We start from the raw sequence: 17,642 nt of genomic DNA on the forward strand, positions 1-17,642 counted from the left end.
TCCAACAAGGACTGCAATGGCCATGCTGAACATTCTCGCCGAGCTCCATCCAAGTCGATGGACCTTCCTCTGGAATGCGCTTACCGCGTTCTCTCTACAGCTATGCTCCGCCGTGCTGATTCTCGTGCTCGGTTGGTGGATAGCGCGCCGCGTGTCGCGGTGGCTCGGCCGCACGCTCACCCGCCAGTCGCGCGTCGACGCGACGCTGCGCCCGATTCTCTGCGACGCGAGCCTGTTAGGCATCCGCATTGTCGCGATCGTCGGCGCGCTGTCGGAACTCGGCATCCAGACGGCAAGCATCGTCGCCGTCCTGGGGGCCGCCGGTCTCGCGATTGGTCTCGCGCTGCAAGGCACGATGCAGAACATCGCGGCCGGCATCATGCTGTTGCTGCTGCGGCCGTTCAAGGTCGGCGACTTTATCGACGGCGGAGCAGGCAACATCGCGGGCACCGTCGTCGAAGTCAGCCTCTTCACGACGCGCCTCACCAAACCGGACGGCATCTGCGAATATGTGCCGAACAGTACGCTGTGGACCAATTCAATCCGCAACTACAGTCGCAATCCGACACGCCGTCTCGACCTCGAAATCGAAGTTTCCGTGCGCGACGATGTGGATCGCGCGCTGGACGCGCTGCGCTCCCTCGCGGTCGCCGATCCGCGCGCGCTCAAGGATCCCGCACCGCAGGTGATGGTCAGCCGCTTCGACGACAGTACGGCCGTGCTGAACATCCGTGTGTGGGCGAACATCGATGTGTTTTGGGACATGCGCTGGAATCTCGCGCGCCAGGTTCGGCAGGCGCTGAACGACGCCCACTGCTCGTTGCCGCTGCGCACCCGCGAGTTGCACATCGTGCAGAGCACACTCGCCAGTCCACAGGCATCCGCGGCACAGTAACCGCTTAATGCATGTAGTCGGGCAAAGGACGGATAAAGGGAGGTAAGGTTGCCCAGACCCAACTACAGCGCAGGCAGATTGACGCTCGTGGACAGACGCCCATTTTTTGAAAGCAACACGGCGATCGGTCGCGTCATCGGAAATTGCGAGCAGATGATGGTTGTGCTCACCATGATTGGAATTGCAAGGAAAGCGCCCGCCACGCCCCATATCGCCGACCAGATCGCCATTCCGGCGAGGATTGCGAAGGGGCTCAGGTTGAGCGAGTTACCCATCAGATACGGATCCAGCACGTTGCCAACCAGGAAATGAATCGCCGTCAACGATATCAGCAGTGCAAGCGTCTCGCCCGACTGTCCAAACTGCACAAGAGACATCAGTGTAGGAAAGAAAATGCCGAGCACCGACCCAATATACGGGATGTAATTAAGCAACGCGATCAACATAGCCCACAGACCTGCGAACTCCAGTCCCATGAGCTTCATCACCCCCCAGCAAAGCACGCCCTGGACGAGACCGAGGATGGTCTTTAGCGCAAGATAGGCACCAATGCGGTCATTAATGTCGTCGATCACGCTGCTGATTCTTGCAGCGCTTTGCGCGTTGGGTGCCATGGCCGCCAGCTTGTCAGCGAACATCCTCCTTTCGATCAGCAGGAAGCACGCATAGAGGGCAACCACAAATACCTTCACCATGAATCCGGAAAGCGACGCGACCATGGTGCCGATGAGCGACTGAATATTTAGCTGTGCCACCACGCCGCGCCGGAGGGAATCCCAGGTGGGCTCCGTGTCAATCCGCAGAAGCAAAGCGCCTTTATGCAATTGGGTCAGTACCGACTCCTGGTAGCGGGGCGCGAGCGCCAGCATGGCGTCCTTGTTGGCAGCCACCATAGTCACGGCGAGGAAAATGACACCCGCAAGCAGCAGTATTGAAAGCGCATAACAGACCGATACCGGGAGCACCGGCCCAATTACGGGAACCCGGCCAAGCATCCGAACGGATCCTACGATGACGTAGACCACGATAATGCTGAAAACAATGGGAACGAATACGGCACTACCTGCATACAGCAGCCAGCCGATGATGAGAATTATCACGAGCACATGGACGGATGCATGCAATCGGTCATTCATGGTCAGTCTCCCGCGTCGCTCGCGAATAGATCCCGTGTTGCCATCAGTCTGGCTGGTTCACCACGGGGCGCGCGGCTGGTAACCGGCACATTGCACTTTTTCGAGGCTGCAAGTCAACGGTTCCTGTGCTGTTTGAGCCGAGCTTCTTTGCACGTCGTGGGTCAGCGAGCATTCGCGACGCCATGCGTGCCGTATGTATCCCGGCCAAAGATCCCGGGGGAACTGGCTGCGCACGGGAACCCCGGTGGGCGTATCTGAGGCCGTGTACATCGAAAGGCGTGCCCAGCCCAAGGTAAAGGAGATGCTATTCAAAGTGTGCTCCAACTGCGGTTGTGTTGCATGCGCCCGCAGGGGTGGTCGTCAGTCGACGGGCTCCGCAGCAGCAGCGGGTGCAGCAGCGGGAATGCGGACGGGCGACATCATCGTCGCCGTGAACGGAACGGTTGGGACAGGCGTCGAGCAACTCCGGCAACTGGTGCAGATGGCCGCCAGGGCGAGCCGGCGTATGTCCATCACCGTCAACCGGGAAGGTACAACGCTGTCTGTTCCCGTGATCCTCATAGCGGCGTGAGATGGGGCGACTGCCGACGTTGCCCCCGTGTCCCGTGTTCCGTGCGGCACGACACCGTCACAGTCGACCCGACATTCGCGCTACAGGAGCCATTCGATAGGCAGTATGGAAAAGAACAGCACACTGAGCCGGTCGAACCAAGTGGAATTCGGCTCGGTGTCATACCTGATGGTGATGCCCGCAGACTGTCGGGTCCAATACAGCTTGCCGTCGCTGTTCAGGTGTACCTCGTAGGCCAGCGCAGGAGCCAGCTTCCAGAATACGGATTCGATCCGCAGCGCGAGCTCCGGGCTTTCGATGACAAATCCCAGCTCTGTATTCAGGTTCGCTGAACGGGGATCGAAATTCAGCGAACCCACGAAGACGCGCTCGGAATCAACCGCAAATGTTTTTGCATGAAGACTCGAGCCTGAACTGCCGAACACGCCCATGCTGTAGTACTTGTGAGCCGTGGCGCCCGCCGCGCGACGCAGTTCGTACAGGCGCACGCCCCCTCGAAGTAGCTCCGCGCGCCGTTTTCCGTAGCCGGCATGGACGGGAACGACATCCGTTGCTTCGAGGGAGTTGGTCATTATCCGCACGGTGGTACCCGCGGCGGCGAGCTGCGCGAAGAAGCGGGTGCCGTCTTCGCCCGGCACGAAATAAGGGGAAACGAGGTCGAGTTCGTGTGCCGGACCGCCCAGCGTTGTACCCAGTTGGGATAACACGAGCGAGCCGGGAGCCGCCGCACCCAGTGCTTTGGCCGGGTCATCGCTGACGAGGCGGGTCTCGGCCCATTCCAGCGGCAGGGACCCATCGACCAGGCGCCGCACGTCGGTCGTCTTCCTTAGCGCTTCGATATACGCAGCGGCCGCCGGGTTGTGCTCGACTGCGCGCGCAGCCGCGTCGAGTGTGCCGAGCTGGTCTGCACGCGCGGATGGAAGGATCAGCCCAACGGGGTAGGACGATGCACTGGCCCAGTATCGGTCGAAGTCGTGTGCCACATCGCTTGCGGCAGAACCGATTGCCAGCACATCGAGATCTGCGAATACCACGCCGTCATGGGCGCCGAAATATTCGTCGCCGATGTTTCGGCCACCGATGATGGTTGCAATGCCATCGGCAGTTAGCGATTTGTTGTGCATACGCCTGTTCAGCCGCGTGAAGTCTGTCAGAAAGCCAATGAATTTCGGTTTTCGCGTGACAAACGGATTGAACAGGCGCACTTCGATGTTAGGCCGGGCGGCTAGCGCGGACAAGGTATCGTCCATGGACGAGGGTATGCCGTTGTCGTCCAGCAAAAGCCTCACGCGCACGCCGCGACTGGCCGCCCCCTGCAGTTCTTCGAGCAGCAATGTGCCTGTCAGGTCGCCGCGCCAGATGTAGTACTGGACATCCAACGTACGCTCGGCCGTGCGGACCAGATCGACGCGCGCCGCAAACGACTCAAGCGGGTCCGCCAGCGGATCGATGCCGGTAAGCCCGGGATGGCGTGCCAGTTCCTGCTCGGTCGCCCGGCCGAGCCGGGTGGTCCGCGCCTCTTCGGCCGTCAGCGCGGTCGATTGCGGACGCTCCCCGAGCGGAGGAAGACGGCAGCCCATCAGCATCGCCACGCAGAGCGCAGAAAGCACCGCCGCACCGTATCGGCTCACGATGCAAAAGGTCAGTGAGGCGGTCACGATTTCTACCCACTTCGCACAGGGTCGGTCCATACCCACCGCCGAGAGTCGTTACGAATGTCGGAACCGGGCGAACTGGACTAAACTCGCAAGTGCGCCTCGTGTATGTTTCATTTCGCTTGAGAAGCGGCACTATGACTGTAATCGTTCTTGCAGTGGATGGCTCCCCGCAGAGCACGACAGCAGCCCAGCGACTTGTCGAACGACCGTTCCTGCAGGCCCCACTGATCCTGCACGTCGTGCATGTGTCGCCCATGGTGGGCAGAACCGGTCTGCATACAGCTGAATTCCAGCAGGAAAACCAGCAGGAAGCCAATCGGGCATTCGAAGCGGCCAAAGCTGTGCTACAGCCAGTCGTGTCAGATGTACATCTGCACTGGAAGCACGGCGATGCGGCAACCGAGGTCACGCGGCTTGCGTCGGAAGTGAAGGCGGATGTTGTCGCAGTAGGTGCCAAGGGGCGGGGTGCCGTGTTGACGGCTATCGTGGGATCCGTTGCATCGAGCATCATTCAGAAAGCGACCGTCCCTGTCATCGTCATCAATACGGTCAGTTAGATCCTCCCGGCACGCCAGTTTTTTATTGCGCGGCCACCTGCACATCGTTCAACGATCGACTGGCCCTGGCGATGGCACGGGACAGCCGGGCGACTTCGTTGAGATGCTCGATCATGTCGTTCGACAGACGAAAATTGACCGCATCTTCCTGGCTGTGCAGTTGCAGGTCTGACAGGATGTGCTGACGCGCGATGTCCGCCTGCACTTCGATCTCAAGCTTTGCGTTGAGGATGCGCGTCACATCTTCCGCTTCCGGATGTGCGATCGTCTTCACAGCAAGCGCGAAATGTTCGATCACTGCCGTGACAAACCGGGAAGTTTCGGGGCTGCGTAACCCGGTGATGTCCGCGCCCTGCGCGAGCCGTCGCTGGCTCAGTGCAAGCATGCTGGTGGTGGCAACTTCCCGTATCGCGTCCAGACAAGTCGCGATACGCGCCAGGTCCACCAGTTGCCTCCCTTCGTCATCGGTATGGATGGCCTCCGAAAGCTTGCCAACATAGGTGAGAATGGCCGTGCTGAGGGTATCGGCAGCTTTGTCTTCGTCCGTCAGCGCGCCAAGAGCCGGCGCACTGCTTTCGATGACAAGCGCTGCACTCCGCTCGACCAGATTCTTGACCTGTTTGCCGAGCGAGACCAGTTCGAGCTGTACGCGGGTGATCGCCAGCGCCGGCATTTCCACCAGCGTGTCATCGAGATAGCGCGGCACGCCCGGATCCTGCCAGCTCTTGTGCGACGACGGAGCAAGCCGTTCGGCGAGCTTGCCGATGGGCTTCGTGAACCAGATCAGCACCGCTGTACAAAACACGCTGAACACTGTATGGGCATTGGCTGCCTGACGTGGAGTTTCGGCCGCGAGGCGGGCGGCGCCCGTCAGTTCAGGCGCGGACGGCGAGATCTGGCGAATGAAGTCGGCATACTGCGGAATCACGAAGGCGAGAAACAGGACGCCGAGCAGATTGAAGAGCAGGTGGACGATGCCGACCTGCGCGGCTTCCGCCGACTTGCCGATCGACGCCAACAGCGCCGTGCCGCAGGTTCCCACATTGGCCCCCAGAATTAGCGCGATGCCAGATTCAAGCGGAATCAATCCCTGGCTGCCTAGAGCAATAACGATCGCGAGCGTGGCAGCCGAACTTTGCACGATCGCCGTAAAGACCGCGCCAATCACAATGCCGAGCAATGGATTGCGCATGTCCTGCATCGCGGCAATGAACGGCTCATAGTTACGCAGGGGCCGCGTGGCGTTACCCATGAACTCGATGCCGAGAAACAGCAGGCCGAGGCCGAGCAGGATGCCACCGAGCTCGCGTGCCAATTGACGTTTGGAGAAACCGTATAGCAGGAAGCCGCCGGCGAGGAGGAATGGCGTAATCGCCGAGACATTGAATGCGATGATCTGCGCAGTCAGCGTCGAGCCGATATTGGCGCCCATGATCATCGGGATCGACTGCTGGAGCGTCATGAGTCCAGCGGACACGAAGCCAACCAGCAGTACGGTGGTAATGGTCGACGAATTCAGCAGCGCCGTGATGCCCGCGCCAGCGAACACGCCACGAAACCGGTTGGCCGTCAGCGTGCCCAGCAGCGACTGCAAACGGGACCCGGCGATCGCCTTGAGTCCCCCTGTCATGAGTTCCAGTCCAAACAGGAACAGGGCCAGGCCGCCGACCAGCAAGCCGACGATTTCGATCAGGTTCAGGTTGGCACCAGGCTGCATGGCGACGCGACCTCGCAAACCGGAGATCGTGCCATTGTACGAGCTTCCTCAATCAATTCATGCGGCTTTCTGAGCCGGGTCAAAAACAGGGGAGGCATCTGCTGGCTTGCCGTATCGGGTGAGGTACGGTAAAAAGGCATCGAACGTTCCGGAACATGGACGCCCCGTGGGATGTGCGCCGCCACGTCAGGATGGGTTTCTCCGAGGACGTCCTCCCGTTCCGCCCTGAGGAGGGCGCGCGGTATTTCCAGGAGGGCGGCTACCAGGCGGACGCGGTTGAACGTGCCCTGGCCAATGTCCCGGACCGGGGCCGGGTGGAGGGTGGTGGGCCCAGCGCCGCTGATCGCGGTACCAGGGCTTCCCCCGATAATGACTACCCCAATACGCTCCGATTGAAAACGCAACGACCGGAAGGCCGACCACAGGTCCGTAGGAGATAACCGGGACATAGCTGCCCTGGTATGGATAGTTCAGCGACCTTGCATAAATCCATCCGCGCGAACGGGGCAAAATCACATCACACCACGAGTAGTCGCTCAGGCAACCTGCGACCATCACAGGTGTACCGCGCGAAAGTTGCGCGACGATCGGATAGTCGCGCCTTGGCCCCGCGCGCAGATTGGCTGGCCTGTTTGTGAACGCCTGCGATTGCCCCATTCCCACCGCGGGAAATGTGAGAAGACACGCGAGTGCAAGAAACGCATGGTGCGCGATTGGTCGAGGCATCACTGGTTCCTCTGTGCGTATAGGCGCGGACCTACCACCGTCTTGCGGCTGGATCGTAGCAGATAGTCAGGAGGTTGCCTGCTTGGGTAAGTTTAGACGAGGCGAAAAACGCCTGGAAAATCCGATGTAGTCGTTGATACGGGATGAATGCCGGCTGCTCCCCGGCGTTCGACGGGAAAAATGGTGCCTGAGGACGTCACGGTGGTGTGACACGCGGAAAAGGAATCACCCGCGAACTCGCTTACGTATGAAAATAGGACAGCGAATTTCTTTGGAAATAGAAGTAGCATCAGCGTAATGGTCCGCCCGGACTCATTCCCGGTCGAGGTGCTGACTAAATTAGGGTTTTGCGAGATCTATGGATCATGCAAGTCAGAAACGTAGTGTTGCCGAGCGGTGATAGCCATGACAGCCCGTTGCTATTACGGCTATTGCGGAAAAATATCATATTGAGAATCGTGAAGCTTAAGTTCGAATTGGGTGCTTTCATGAGCCACGCATCGTCAACTACACGTTGCCGGCAGCAACGCGGCGGAAGTCCGAAGAAACCCGAAAGCAGTCGTTTATATCGCGTCGGCGTGGACGGCTGGATCGGGGCGTGAGTACTCGTTCACTCGCATCGGCACCTGACATTCGAGGCTTCGACGGCGCGAACGGCGGCAAAGCGCCTATCAGCTGCCTCACAGTGGCCGACACGCCAACGTCAGCAATGGCCGATCAGCAGGCATATCGGTTTGGGTGGGGACGGGCAGGTCAGGCGAGTCGGATGGTCCCGATTGACATAGATGCCGTGGTGCGCGGGACAACAACAGATAACAACAGACGCCCTGTCCCGAGGCGGAAGAGGCAACCGCGCTGGGGTGCCGCCCCGGCCTGCGGCTGGCCCAGGATCCTTTCCAGGCGACAGCGGGCGCAAGCCGGGGCTGTCTCGGCATACAAGCAGGCTCTCAATATCCGCTGATCAAATTGAATTATTCGCTATGCTAAGAGTCCCGCGAATTGCAGAGTGCAAACGTCGCAACCTGCGACGATCTTTGCAATGGCAAAGCTGGCGGCGGAGGACAGTGTTGTCTTAACCGACAACGAAAAAAGGCGAGTCCTCGACTCGCCTTGTACGGCATTCCGATACCATCGAGCCGCTGTGCGTCCAATGGTCCTTATTGCGTTTTCACGGTTGCGTCGGTCTTCGCGGCACCGGCGTTTGCTTCGTTACCCGCATCAGTCTTGGCCTTTTCGGTGCCTGCCTTGACCGAGTGAGTCTTCTTGCTCACCTTGTGTGCCTTGGCCTTTGCGTGCGCGGCCGGAATCTTCTTGACGCCACCTTCAGCCGACGCCTTGTCGGCTGCTGTCTTGGTTGCACCGCCGGCCTTCAGATCAGTCTTGCCAGCCTGAGCCGCGGTCGGTGCAGCGGTCGACGGTGCCGGTGCAGCGGTTTGTGCGAAAGCCGTCGAAACGAGCAAAGCGGAAGCCAGAGCAGCGAACATCGTCTTCATGCGATTCTCCAATTTTGTCGTGGCTGAAAAAGTTCAGCACTGCTCCTATAACGCGAGCTTAACGACATGGGTTGACGCTGCAATGAGAAAAAACGCGGCGTGCAACGGTGTGAGGATGTCCTTCACGCCGCAGGCCTCGCGGACGCAGGCGGGCGGAAATCCGCCTGCTTCGGCAGTCGTTGGTGCCGCTTGCTCGCTTGACGGATAGCCCGTTATTGGGTGTCTAGATTGCAGGGAAATCCATGGTCCGCGACTTGCCATCGCGTGCCCGCGTCATGGCGAGCCAATCACCTCGAGCTTCGTCGATTCAGCTGTCAACCAGGTGGTCAGCAAGCGTTTTGTGAAGCGGTATCTGCTCGACCTCCATCGGAAGGTGCCGCTGCTCGATCCGACGATCGATTTCGAGTTGTCTTTTAAAGCGGCGGCATAGGGCAGCGGCATAGGGCCACTTTGGCAAATTTTTCCCGAATCCCGGCCGACCTCCAGTTCGCGCAGCGAGGATGTGTAAGCCTATGGAAAGCCTGCGGTACGGCTTCTGCTGATGCATTTGCTGGTGAAATGTGACTGGCGGACTCTCGTGAGCAAAAGAATGCAATCAAAAACCAGCGGCCTGCCTTCGCCCGAGGATAGGCAGACCGTTCTCGCAGATCTACGCAGGCTGAAGATGGCGCGCTCTCCGCACGCCTACGTACGGGGCAACACAGAACAGTTCTACGCATGGCTCGTCGAGCACAACGGCGACGCATTGCCGCACGGACCGGCCGTCTGGATCTGCGGCGACTGCCATACAGGCAATCTCGGTCCGATTGCAAATGCCGAAGGCGAGGTTGAGATCCAGATTCGCGACCTTGATCAGACCGTCATTGGCAACCCCGTTCATGATCTCGTGCGTCTGGGACTATCTTTGGCGATGGCGGCACGCGGCTCGTCGCTCTCGGGCTTGCATGTGGTGCGGATGACGGAAGCGCTGGCGGCCGGCTATCAATCGGCGTTTGCAGGACATCCGAAAATCCGCCGGCCAGCGCCCGTGCAGGTCGTCATGAAGGAAGCGGTGCGCCGCTCATGGCGACATCTCGCGCGGGAGCGCATAGAGGATCTGGAGCCGACGATACCGCTCGGCAAACGGTTCTGGCCGCTAGCGAAACGAGAGGCCAAGGGGATCGCAGCGCTTTTTCTCGACCAGGATATCGCGAGCCTGGTGACATGCCTGAAAGGCCGCGATACGGCGGGCGACGGTCGAATGCTCGACGCCGCGTACTGGGTGAAGGGTTGCAGCTCGCTCGGACGCTTGCGGTATGCGGTATTGCTCAACGTGGAAGGAGGCGCGATCGGAGGCGACGACCTTTGCCTGATGGACGTCAAGGAAGGCGTCAAGGCCGCCGCGCCCCGCTACGACAGCACGACGATGCCGCGCGACAACGCGCAGCGTGTCGTTGAAGGGGCGCGACATCTTTCACCGTTTCTCGGTGAACGGATGCGCGCTGCACGAGTGCTCGAGCGAGCGGTTGTGGTCCGCGAGCTTCTGCCGCAGGATTTGAAGCTCGAAATCGACAGGCTCGATAAAGACGACGCCATGAAGGTGGCACAGTATCTCGGCGCCGTAGTGGGAAAGGCGCATGCGCGACAGATGGATAAAGCGACCCGCAGGAGTTGGCTCGCAGAATTAGGAAGAAACCGCCCGAAAACAATCGACGCGCCGTTGTGGCTGTGGAACAGCATACTGCAGCTGGTGAGTAGCCACGAGGCGGGTTATCTGGAGCACTGTCGTCGGTTTGCGACCGGGAAATAGCGGGATCGGGGCGATACTTCTTCAGGTTCAGATGCTGGTTGCGCCGCGTTGAGGATCGACGCGCTACGCATGTGGGCGCCCGCCCGCTCGGGAAACCATTAATCAGCACGAGCGGTCAACTATGTTGACGAGAAAATTGTTTTGCATGCACGGAAGGGTCGAAGGCGAAAGCGGTCGAGTCGAAGAACGTGTTGTACTTGAGTGTGGAGTTGCTAAAACCCGGATAACCTTCGTGCCGGCCGCATAGGCAGTCACACCGGCGTAGTCCCATCGCTTCGGCCGAGGCCCATCGCGGTGAACGTTCGCCAAGGAAAGGACGATCATCGAAAACCGAGGCTGACCCGTGTCGATCCGCAATGCCGCGCACACCAATCGCGGGGCTCGGAAACGGCCCGTCCGTCGGGACATCACTGCATTGCAACCTGGTAGAATCAGGTTTCTCTAGTTTTGTTGCGCACCGATGAACCTCTTCCGTTTTCTACCAACGTTCATCGCATCGTCCCTGGCGGTGGCGGCCTGCCTGGTTACACTGCAGGCCCACGCAATCGACGACGCTGTCGAAACGATCGTCATGATCAGGCACGGAGAGAAGCCGGAGCGCGGTCTTGGGCAACTGACATGCAAAGGCTTGAATCGGGCGCTGGCGCTGCCACGAGTGATTGAAGCGAAATACGGTAAGCCGGATGCGATTTTCGCGCCAGACCCCGCACGGCAAAAATCCGATCGCGGGACAAAATATGACTACGTCCGACCACTCGCGACAATCGAGCCGACGGCCGTTTACTTCGGCCTTCCCGTCAATGCTTCAATCGGATTTGCGGACGTCGAAGGATTGCGTGCGGCTTTGCTTTCTCCCGCCTATCGGAGCAGCCGCGTCGTCGTCGCCTGGGAGCACTCTATCATCGAGGAACTCGCGCGCCGCATCGTCAAGGACTCCGGTGGAGACACGGCAAGCGTACCGCGTTGGTCTGGCGAGGATTTCGACAGCATCTATGTGCTTCAGATTGCGCACCATGGAGATAAAATGTCGGCCGTGTTACGCATCGAGCATGAAAACCTCGACAATCGCGCGGAAACCTGCCCGGGCGGTTAGGCCGGGAGCCGCGCGACATCCCGGAAGCATTCACAGGTGCAGAAAGCCCAGCAGCGCGACAGCCACACCAGCCAGTCCCGTCAGTCCCGCGACTACGAATAGCTTACGACTGCCCGTTAGCGAAGTGACGGCGGCTAGCGAGATCGCCACGCTGATCAGCGCGAGTGCCTGTCCAAACATATGCTGCGGATGTTGCCGGCTCTCTGATTGCCGGTTCGCATCTTCGACCTGTTGTTCGATTTGATGCGCCTTGGCCGCGGTTTCCTTTTTTCGCTCCTCGTACTTGCTGATCTGATCGCGGTAATACGCCTGCTTTTCGGGTGGGGCGGTCTCTGCGGCGAGTTCCATCAGGTGTCCCTTATTGGACTGCGCCTGATAATAGTTCCACTGATCGCTTGCCTTGCTTTGCAGCAACACGGCGTCGTTCTTGGAGATCAGTGCCTGCGTTTGCAGGACGCCCTCCTGATAATGCAGCAAACCGGAGAGCGCGGCCAGTATTGCCGTAAAGACGGCAACCCAGCGTGACAGTTGATCGCCGGAATGCGCGGCATGTTCGACGGCGTGTTCGTGTGGAGCGTTTTCATGCGACATGGTCTTCGAGGTCTGGTCCAAATGATTGCTTACAGATAGATTCGCGAGGGCGCTAATTGAACGCGCGCGCAAGTTTATCTCACAGTGTCGCCGCGTCGAACAGCCCTGTCCCATGCACCGGCGAATGCCGTGCCATGATGCGTCGCAGTTGCCGCATTATGCCGTTTCCCTGTTCGTAGTCTGCCAAATGGCTTTAGCGACCCATCCGGGTTAGGTTGTGCGCTTTGCCCCGTTCAGTGGGCCTTTATAACAGGGAGTCGAAGACGCAAACAAACTCGATTCATCTGCCGTCAGGCAATTTTACTCGCTGGCAAGATAAGTAATCCTAATGATATCGCTATCGTTCACCGCAGCACCTTATCGCGACAGAATTTCGTCGCGTTCGGTTGGTGAATGAGCCACGAGATAGCGGACGACCGGAATGAGAATATGCCGGCCCTCGCCAGTCTTCCCCTACACGGTAAACTGCGGGCTCCCAGCCTCCAGCATCTGATAGGCATGGAAGGCTGCATCTTTGCCCAGCACTGCAAGTGCAAGCGTCGTGATCAGCGCCTGTGTCGGATGGCGAAGCGGAAGAGGGTGTGCCACCAGCCTTGCCGCAAACTCGGCCTGTCGCTGTCGGTCGAAGGCATCGAGCAACGCGGTGCTTGGCACGTGAGGCGTGCGTAATGCACGTGATTATGCGGGCGGCGCTGCGTTTCGTGGGATCATTCGGGTGGTGTCAGGCAATGAGGCTTCTTGCGCGGCACGGTATCACAGGAGAAGGAAGATGATCGATGGACTGGTGGGCGGGCGCTTGTACGGCGAGGCGCAGATTCGCACGGGGCAAAATGGCAAGCGGTTCGTGACATGCAAGGTACGGGCGACCACCAATGATGGCGATACGATTTTCGTCAACGTGATTGCGTTCGACGATGACGTGCAAACCGCGCTGCTAGCGCTGGCTGACGCGGATAGCGTCGCGCTGAGCGGGGCATTGACCCCAAAGGTATGGACGGACAAGAATGGCCTGGTCAAGCCAGCCATGGATATGGTCGCCCACAGGGTCATGACAGCTCTTGAGGGGCGCCGCGAGGGCGAGGCTTGATGCGCTTTTTGAGGCCCGTCACTCACATCCTTGAGATAGTCGGATATCTATCGACGCAACCACTATGACGCAGGATGCTGAATCATCGAGAACTGGATTTTCCAGAACATTCTCCCCGACCATTTACTGACATTGCTGCAAGGATGACGGATCAATTTGGCCGTTGGGTTGTGAAAAATCATGGAATACGCACAAAAATCGGAGGGCGGGACGCCTCCGGAGAGGACGTTACGGAAACGACTCAGAGAAAAGTGTGGAACCCTTCCGGCCTGCTAGACTAGAAGTTCGCCTGCAAGCCATGGAGGCAGACATGACGACAGTCTACGTCGTGAAGACCGGCGAGAAGTTCCTCTGCACCGCAGAGGACGGCGATATCGGCATGGCACCGGAGGTTAAGGAAGCCACGTCGTTTCTCTCGTATGAGGAAGCGGATAAAGTCGCGCACGAGCACGCCGACCCCGGATACGAAATCGTAGCGGTCGACATCAAGAGACGCTGATCAGGAGTCCGCTCCTGCGCGGTCCGTGAAAGAGGGCAGGAATCTAGCTGGCGCCATGTGATATGGTGCTCCGGTCGGCTGCGTCCGAAATCATTGGGGAATGGGATGCACTGCGCATTGAGATTCGCAAGATGCGGTCGATGTGACATTGAACATTAGCCTGGGCCGCAGACCCACGCGTTACCCCGCAACTAGCAAAAAGGGAGCGCATCCTTGGGTCATGGCCGATTGAACTGTCGGACGATGCGGCCTGTCGTGGCCGTCGAGTTGATCGTGTCATTCCTGCTGCTCGACGCGGCCACATCCTCGCTCGGCGTTGACTCCGAAGCAGCGATTCCAATTCCGGCACACAGGAGAAACTCATGCAGAGGCGCACGGTGGTCGCGCTCGCGCACTGGCTGTCGACGCCGTAGAAGCTCATCGTAGTGTCGTCATCCTGCACGTGCCACTTGTCTCACGAATGACGGGCCGCACGAACCCGCACGCCATCCAGATCTACACGCGACGTACCGCTTCGTCATTTCGTCAGCAGCATCGCGTTGCGAGGACCTTGAGCGGTCCGCTGCAGGCAGATTTACCTGCGCTAACGCTTCTACGTCTCATGGCATGCGGGCGGTCGTCCGGAGACGTAGGAGACATAAAGCCGCCGCCGTCATAAGTGGAGCATGAACGATGCCAAAGCGTCGCGACAATCAGTTCATCGGAAGTGGCCGGACTTGCGTACGGGAGTGATCGTACTTCACACGCCAAAACTCGAGGTAGCGGGACGACGATGCGCCCGCAGCAAGGTTGCCGTTTGGTAAATGGCGCACAATCCAAGGGCATGCAAGTTGGTCTGCTGGATATTTACCTTCCCGACCGCCAGAATTTGTACGATTTGAATGAAGACCTTGTGTCGTCGTTTGCGTTTGCGCTCCCCTCGAAACGTTCCCCAAAGCGCTCACGATCACTGCGCTACCCGACAGCAACGCGCACCGTAGACACGCACAGGAAAAGGCGGCATGTGCTCGGTAAAACCTCGACCGATTGAAGTGGCTGCGTGTGAGCCGGTGCCGGAACAGGACAAGCTGGTCCTCTTTTAGCCGCGCGGAACGCGGATACCTTGTCCTTCGTCTTTGTGGCGGGCAGCGCCGGCTGGGAGGCACTACATATGCTCAATTTGACCAGGCTGCCCGCTGCGGCACCCGTGCTGCCGCAGCGCACTCTGCAAAGGAGTCGTCGCTCATGTCACATCCAACACCGAACTCTTCGTCCGATCTCGACCGCCTCGCGATTGACACGATCCGGACGCTATCGATGGACGCCGTGCAAAAGGCCAATTCCGGGCACCCGGGAACACCAATGGCACTTGCGCCTCTGGCCTTTCATCTCTGGCAAAACCATCTTCGTTACGATCCCGCAGCGCCTTTGTGGCCCAATCGCGATCGCTTCGTGCTCTCCGTGGGGCATGCGTCGATGCTGCTGTATTCATTGCTGTGCCTCACAGGCGTAGAGGCCGTCGACGAAGACGGCCAACTGACGGGCAAGCCCGCCGTCTCTCTCGACGACATCAAGCAGTTTCGCCAGCTCGACAGCGTGACACCCGGTCACCCCGAATACCGGATGACGACGGGCGTCGAGACGACCACAGGGCCGCTCGGCCAGGGGCTTGGCAATAGCGTCGGCATGGCAATGGCCGCGCGCTGGTACGAGGCGCACTTCAATCAGCCCGACGCACCATTGTTCGACTATCGCGTCTACGCCCTGTGCGGCGACGGTGACATGATGGAAGGCGTATCGCACGAGGCCGCGTCGCTGGCGGGGCACCTGAAACTGTCGAACCTGATCTGGATTTATGACAGCAATCGTGTGACGATCGAAGGCCATACGGACCTCGCGTACAGTGATGACGTCGAATCGCGGTTTCGCGGCTACAACTGGCACACGCTGCACGTGGACGACGCCAACGACGCGAACGCACTCGAAGCCGCCCTCAACGAAGCGAAGGCCGTGACCGACAGGCCGACGTTGATCGTCGTGAAGAGCATCATCGGCTGGGGTGCGCCGAACAAGCAGGACACGTCGGCGGCGCACGGCGAGCCGCTCGGCGAAGAAGAGGTCAAGCTGGCCAAGCGCGCATACGGCTGGCCGGAGGATGCGCAATTCCTCGTGCCCGACAGCGTGCGCGAGCACTTCGCTCAAGGCATGGGCGCGCGCGGCAAGGCGGCGCACGACGCGTGGGACAAGCGTTTCGACGAGTACGGCAAAAAGTATCCGGAGCTTGCGAAGGAATTCAACCTGATGCAGGCGTCCCGGTTGCCGGAAGGCTGGGACGCGGATATTCCCGTCTTTGACGCGGACGCGAAGGGCATTGCAACGCGCGAGTCGTCGGGCAAGGTGCTCAACGCAATCGCGCAGCGCGTGCCGTGGATGATCGGCGGGGCCGCGGACCTCGCGCCGTCGACAAAGACCAACCTGAAGTTCGAAGGCGCGGGCAGCTTCGAGCACGACAACTACGGCGGCCGCAACCTGCACTTCGGCATCCGCGAGCATGGCATGGGCGCGGTTGCGAACGGGCTTGCGGTGTCGGGCCTCAGACCGTTCGCGTCGACCTTCCTGATCTTCAGCGACTACATGAAGCCGCCGATCCGCCTTTCCGCGATCATGGAACTGCCCGTGATCTACGTATTCACGCACGATTCGATCGGGCTCGGCGAAGACGGCCCGACGCACCAGCCAATCGAGCAGCTCGCGTCGCTGCGCGGCGTTCCCGGCCTGACTACGCTGCGCCCCGCTGACGCTAACGAAGTCGGCGAGGCCTGGCGTCTCGCGCTTTCGCGTCCCCATGTGCCGGCCTGTATCGTCGTAACGCGCCAGGCGCTTCCAACCTTCGACCGCAAGAAGTACGCATCCGCCGAAGGCGTGCGCCGCGGCGCCTACACGCTTGCCGACGCGGCCGACGGCAAGAAGCCCGATGTCCTCTTGCTCGCAACGGGCAGCGAAGTGTCGCTGTGCATCGCCGCGTACGAGACGCTGAAATCCGAGGGCATCAAGGCGCGCGTGGTGTCGATGCCTTCATGGGACGTTTTCGAGCAGCAGGACCACGCATACAAGGACTCGGTGCTGCCGCCGGACGTGCACGCACGCGTGGCCGTCGAACAGGCGGCGACCCTCGGCTGGGACCGCTACGTCGGCCGTCTCGGCTCACAGATCGTGATGCACACGTTCGGCGCGTCGGCACCGCTGAAGGCGTTGAAAACGAAGTTCGGCTTTACGCCGGAACGCGTCGTCGACGAGGCGAAGAAGCAGATTGCGCGGTGCAAGTCGAACGTCAAGGAATGATACGACCATAATCCGCAAGCAGGCGAGGCACTCGCAAGGGAGGGCGCAAAGGGTGCAGGCGATCTGGGGTAATGGTACTGATTGTGCGAGTTCTGGCGGTAAGAGCGGAGAAGTCGCCGGTTGGTCAATGACTTGCGAATCATTCGCTCGCGCGAATCGCGTGCACTCGCGAAGGCTTGCTGCACGCGGCCCGGCGTCACGCAACCGCCATTTTCGGCTCAAGAAGTACGAATACCCCTAATGGCGCTGATCGCGGACGAGACTTGACATGCATGTTCTGCACTCGAAGGTCTTCTGTCTGGATCGAAACCAACGCTTGAATGCTCCCGTGAAGGATTCAAAAGAATGAAAGTCGTCGACCGGCATCCGTACGTCGTAGCATGCATTTGAGCCCTCCGTTCCTCAATTGGACGTCTCGACACACCACTTTTGCACGTTGATGCCGATCGGTTCAGGAGGGCCTCAGCGTTTTTCCTGGACCTGGCGTCCCCGAAGGGAGGGCGGTGTCC

Annotated in this window: 15 protein-coding genes; 8 read left to right on the forward strand and 7 right to left on the reverse strand. The window is 59.9% G+C overall.

The genetic code is table 11. The annotated features are described in order from the left end of the window. Positions 1-22 precede the first annotated feature (22 nt). Positions 23-895: a mechanosensitive ion channel family protein gene (locus H1204_RS49145; RefSeq protein ID WP_180736980.1), complete on the forward strand. Its 873-nt coding sequence runs from the start codon at positions 23-25 to the stop codon at positions 893-895. Between the two features lie 62 nt (positions 896-957). Here H1204_RS49145 and H1204_RS49150 read toward each other — a convergent pair whose 3' ends face one another. Beyond that, a complete protein-coding gene (locus H1204_RS49150) occupies positions 958-2,031 on the reverse strand; it encodes an AI-2E family transporter (RefSeq protein ID WP_180736406.1) in 1,074 nt (357 codons plus the stop codon). A 301-nt stretch (positions 2,032-2,332) separates the two neighbouring features. Here H1204_RS49150 and H1204_RS52885 point away from each other — a divergent pair, with 301 nt between their 5' ends. Further along, entirely contained in the window at positions 2,333-2,602 is a 270-nt protein-coding gene (locus H1204_RS52885; RefSeq protein WP_274608305.1) for a PDZ domain-containing protein, read from the forward strand. Positions 2,603-2,682: 80 nt separating this feature from the next. On the opposite strand, the gene H1204_RS49160 is transcribed toward H1204_RS52885, so the two are convergent. Further along, positions 2,683-4,188 (reverse strand): phospholipase D family protein, encoded by a 1,506-nt coding sequence (locus H1204_RS49160; RefSeq protein WP_243469229.1) that lies wholly within the window; start codon positions 4,186-4,188, stop codon positions 2,683-2,685. Positions 4,189-4,394: 206 nt separating this feature from the next. On the opposite strand from H1204_RS49160, the gene H1204_RS49165 reads away from it, so the two are divergent. Beyond that, a complete protein-coding gene (locus H1204_RS49165) occupies positions 4,395-4,817 on the forward strand; it encodes a universal stress protein (protein WP_180736409.1) in 423 nt (140 codons plus the stop codon). A gap of 22 nt (positions 4,818-4,839) precedes the next feature. Here the strand turns inward: H1204_RS49165 and H1204_RS49170 are convergent, their stop codons facing one another. From H1204_RS49170 to H1204_RS49180, 3 genes are all read right to left on the reverse strand, one after another. After that, positions 4,840-6,492 carry a Na/Pi cotransporter family protein gene (locus H1204_RS49170; protein ID WP_346015808.1) on the reverse strand — a complete coding sequence of 551 codons (1,653 nt, stop codon included), beginning with the start codon at positions 6,490-6,492 and terminating at the stop codon, positions 4,840-4,842. A gap of 228 nt (positions 6,493-6,720) precedes the next feature. Further along, on the reverse strand, positions 6,721-7,260 hold the full coding sequence (locus H1204_RS49175) for an SH3 domain-containing protein (RefSeq protein ID WP_180736411.1): 540 nt from the start codon (positions 7,258-7,260) through the stop codon (positions 6,721-6,723). Between the two features lie 1,157 nt (positions 7,261-8,417). Continuing rightward, complete coding sequence (locus tag H1204_RS49180) at positions 8,418-8,753, reverse strand: hypothetical protein (protein WP_180736412.1); 336 nt, start codon at positions 8,751-8,753, stop codon at positions 8,418-8,420. A gap of 541 nt (positions 8,754-9,294) precedes the next feature. Between H1204_RS49180 and H1204_RS49185 the strand changes: the two genes are divergently transcribed. Both H1204_RS49185 and H1204_RS49190 read left to right on the forward strand, forming a co-directional pair. After that, entirely contained in the window at positions 9,295-10,542 is a 1,248-nt protein-coding gene (locus tag H1204_RS49185; RefSeq protein WP_243469141.1) for a DUF2252 family protein, read from the forward strand. Between the two features lie 460 nt (positions 10,543-11,002). Next, positions 11,003-11,635 (forward strand): histidine phosphatase family protein, encoded by a 633-nt coding sequence (locus H1204_RS49190; protein ID WP_180736413.1) that lies wholly within the window; start codon positions 11,003-11,005, stop codon positions 11,633-11,635. A 30-nt stretch (positions 11,636-11,665) separates the two neighbouring features. On the opposite strand, the gene H1204_RS49195 is transcribed toward H1204_RS49190, so the two are convergent. Together H1204_RS49195 and H1204_RS49200 are read right to left on the reverse strand one after the other, a co-directional pair. Then, a complete protein-coding gene (locus H1204_RS49195) occupies positions 11,666-12,247 on the reverse strand; it encodes a DUF4337 domain-containing protein (protein ID WP_243469142.1) in 582 nt (193 codons plus the stop codon). A gap of 432 nt (positions 12,248-12,679) precedes the next feature. Next, positions 12,680-12,880 (reverse strand): hypothetical protein, encoded by a 201-nt coding sequence (locus H1204_RS49200; RefSeq protein WP_243469143.1) that lies wholly within the window; start codon positions 12,878-12,880, stop codon positions 12,680-12,682. Between the two features lie 115 nt (positions 12,881-12,995). Between H1204_RS49200 and H1204_RS49205 the strand changes: the two genes are divergently transcribed. The 3 genes from H1204_RS49205 (at position 12,996) to tkt (ending at position 17,133) form a co-directional block, all read left to right on the forward strand. Beyond that, on the forward strand, positions 12,996-13,313 hold the full coding sequence (locus tag H1204_RS49205) for a single-stranded DNA-binding protein (RefSeq protein ID WP_180736414.1): 318 nt from the start codon (positions 12,996-12,998) through the stop codon (positions 13,311-13,313). A 310-nt stretch (positions 13,314-13,623) separates the two neighbouring features. Then, the gene (locus H1204_RS49210; protein ID WP_180736415.1) at positions 13,624-13,812 is read left to right on the forward strand and encodes a hypothetical protein; all 189 of its coding nucleotides are present in this window, start codon (positions 13,624-13,626) and stop codon (positions 13,810-13,812) included. A 1,224-nt stretch (positions 13,813-15,036) separates the two neighbouring features. Continuing rightward, positions 15,037-17,133 carry a transketolase gene (gene tkt, locus H1204_RS49215; RefSeq protein WP_180736416.1) on the forward strand — a complete coding sequence of 699 codons (2,097 nt, stop codon included), beginning with the start codon at positions 15,037-15,039 and terminating at the stop codon, positions 17,131-17,133. The last annotated feature ends 509 nt before the right edge of the window (positions 17,134-17,642 follow it).

Source organism: Paraburkholderia sp. PGU19, from assembly GCF_013426915.1.
Classification (GTDB): Bacteria; Pseudomonadota; Gammaproteobacteria; order Burkholderiales; family Burkholderiaceae; genus Paraburkholderia.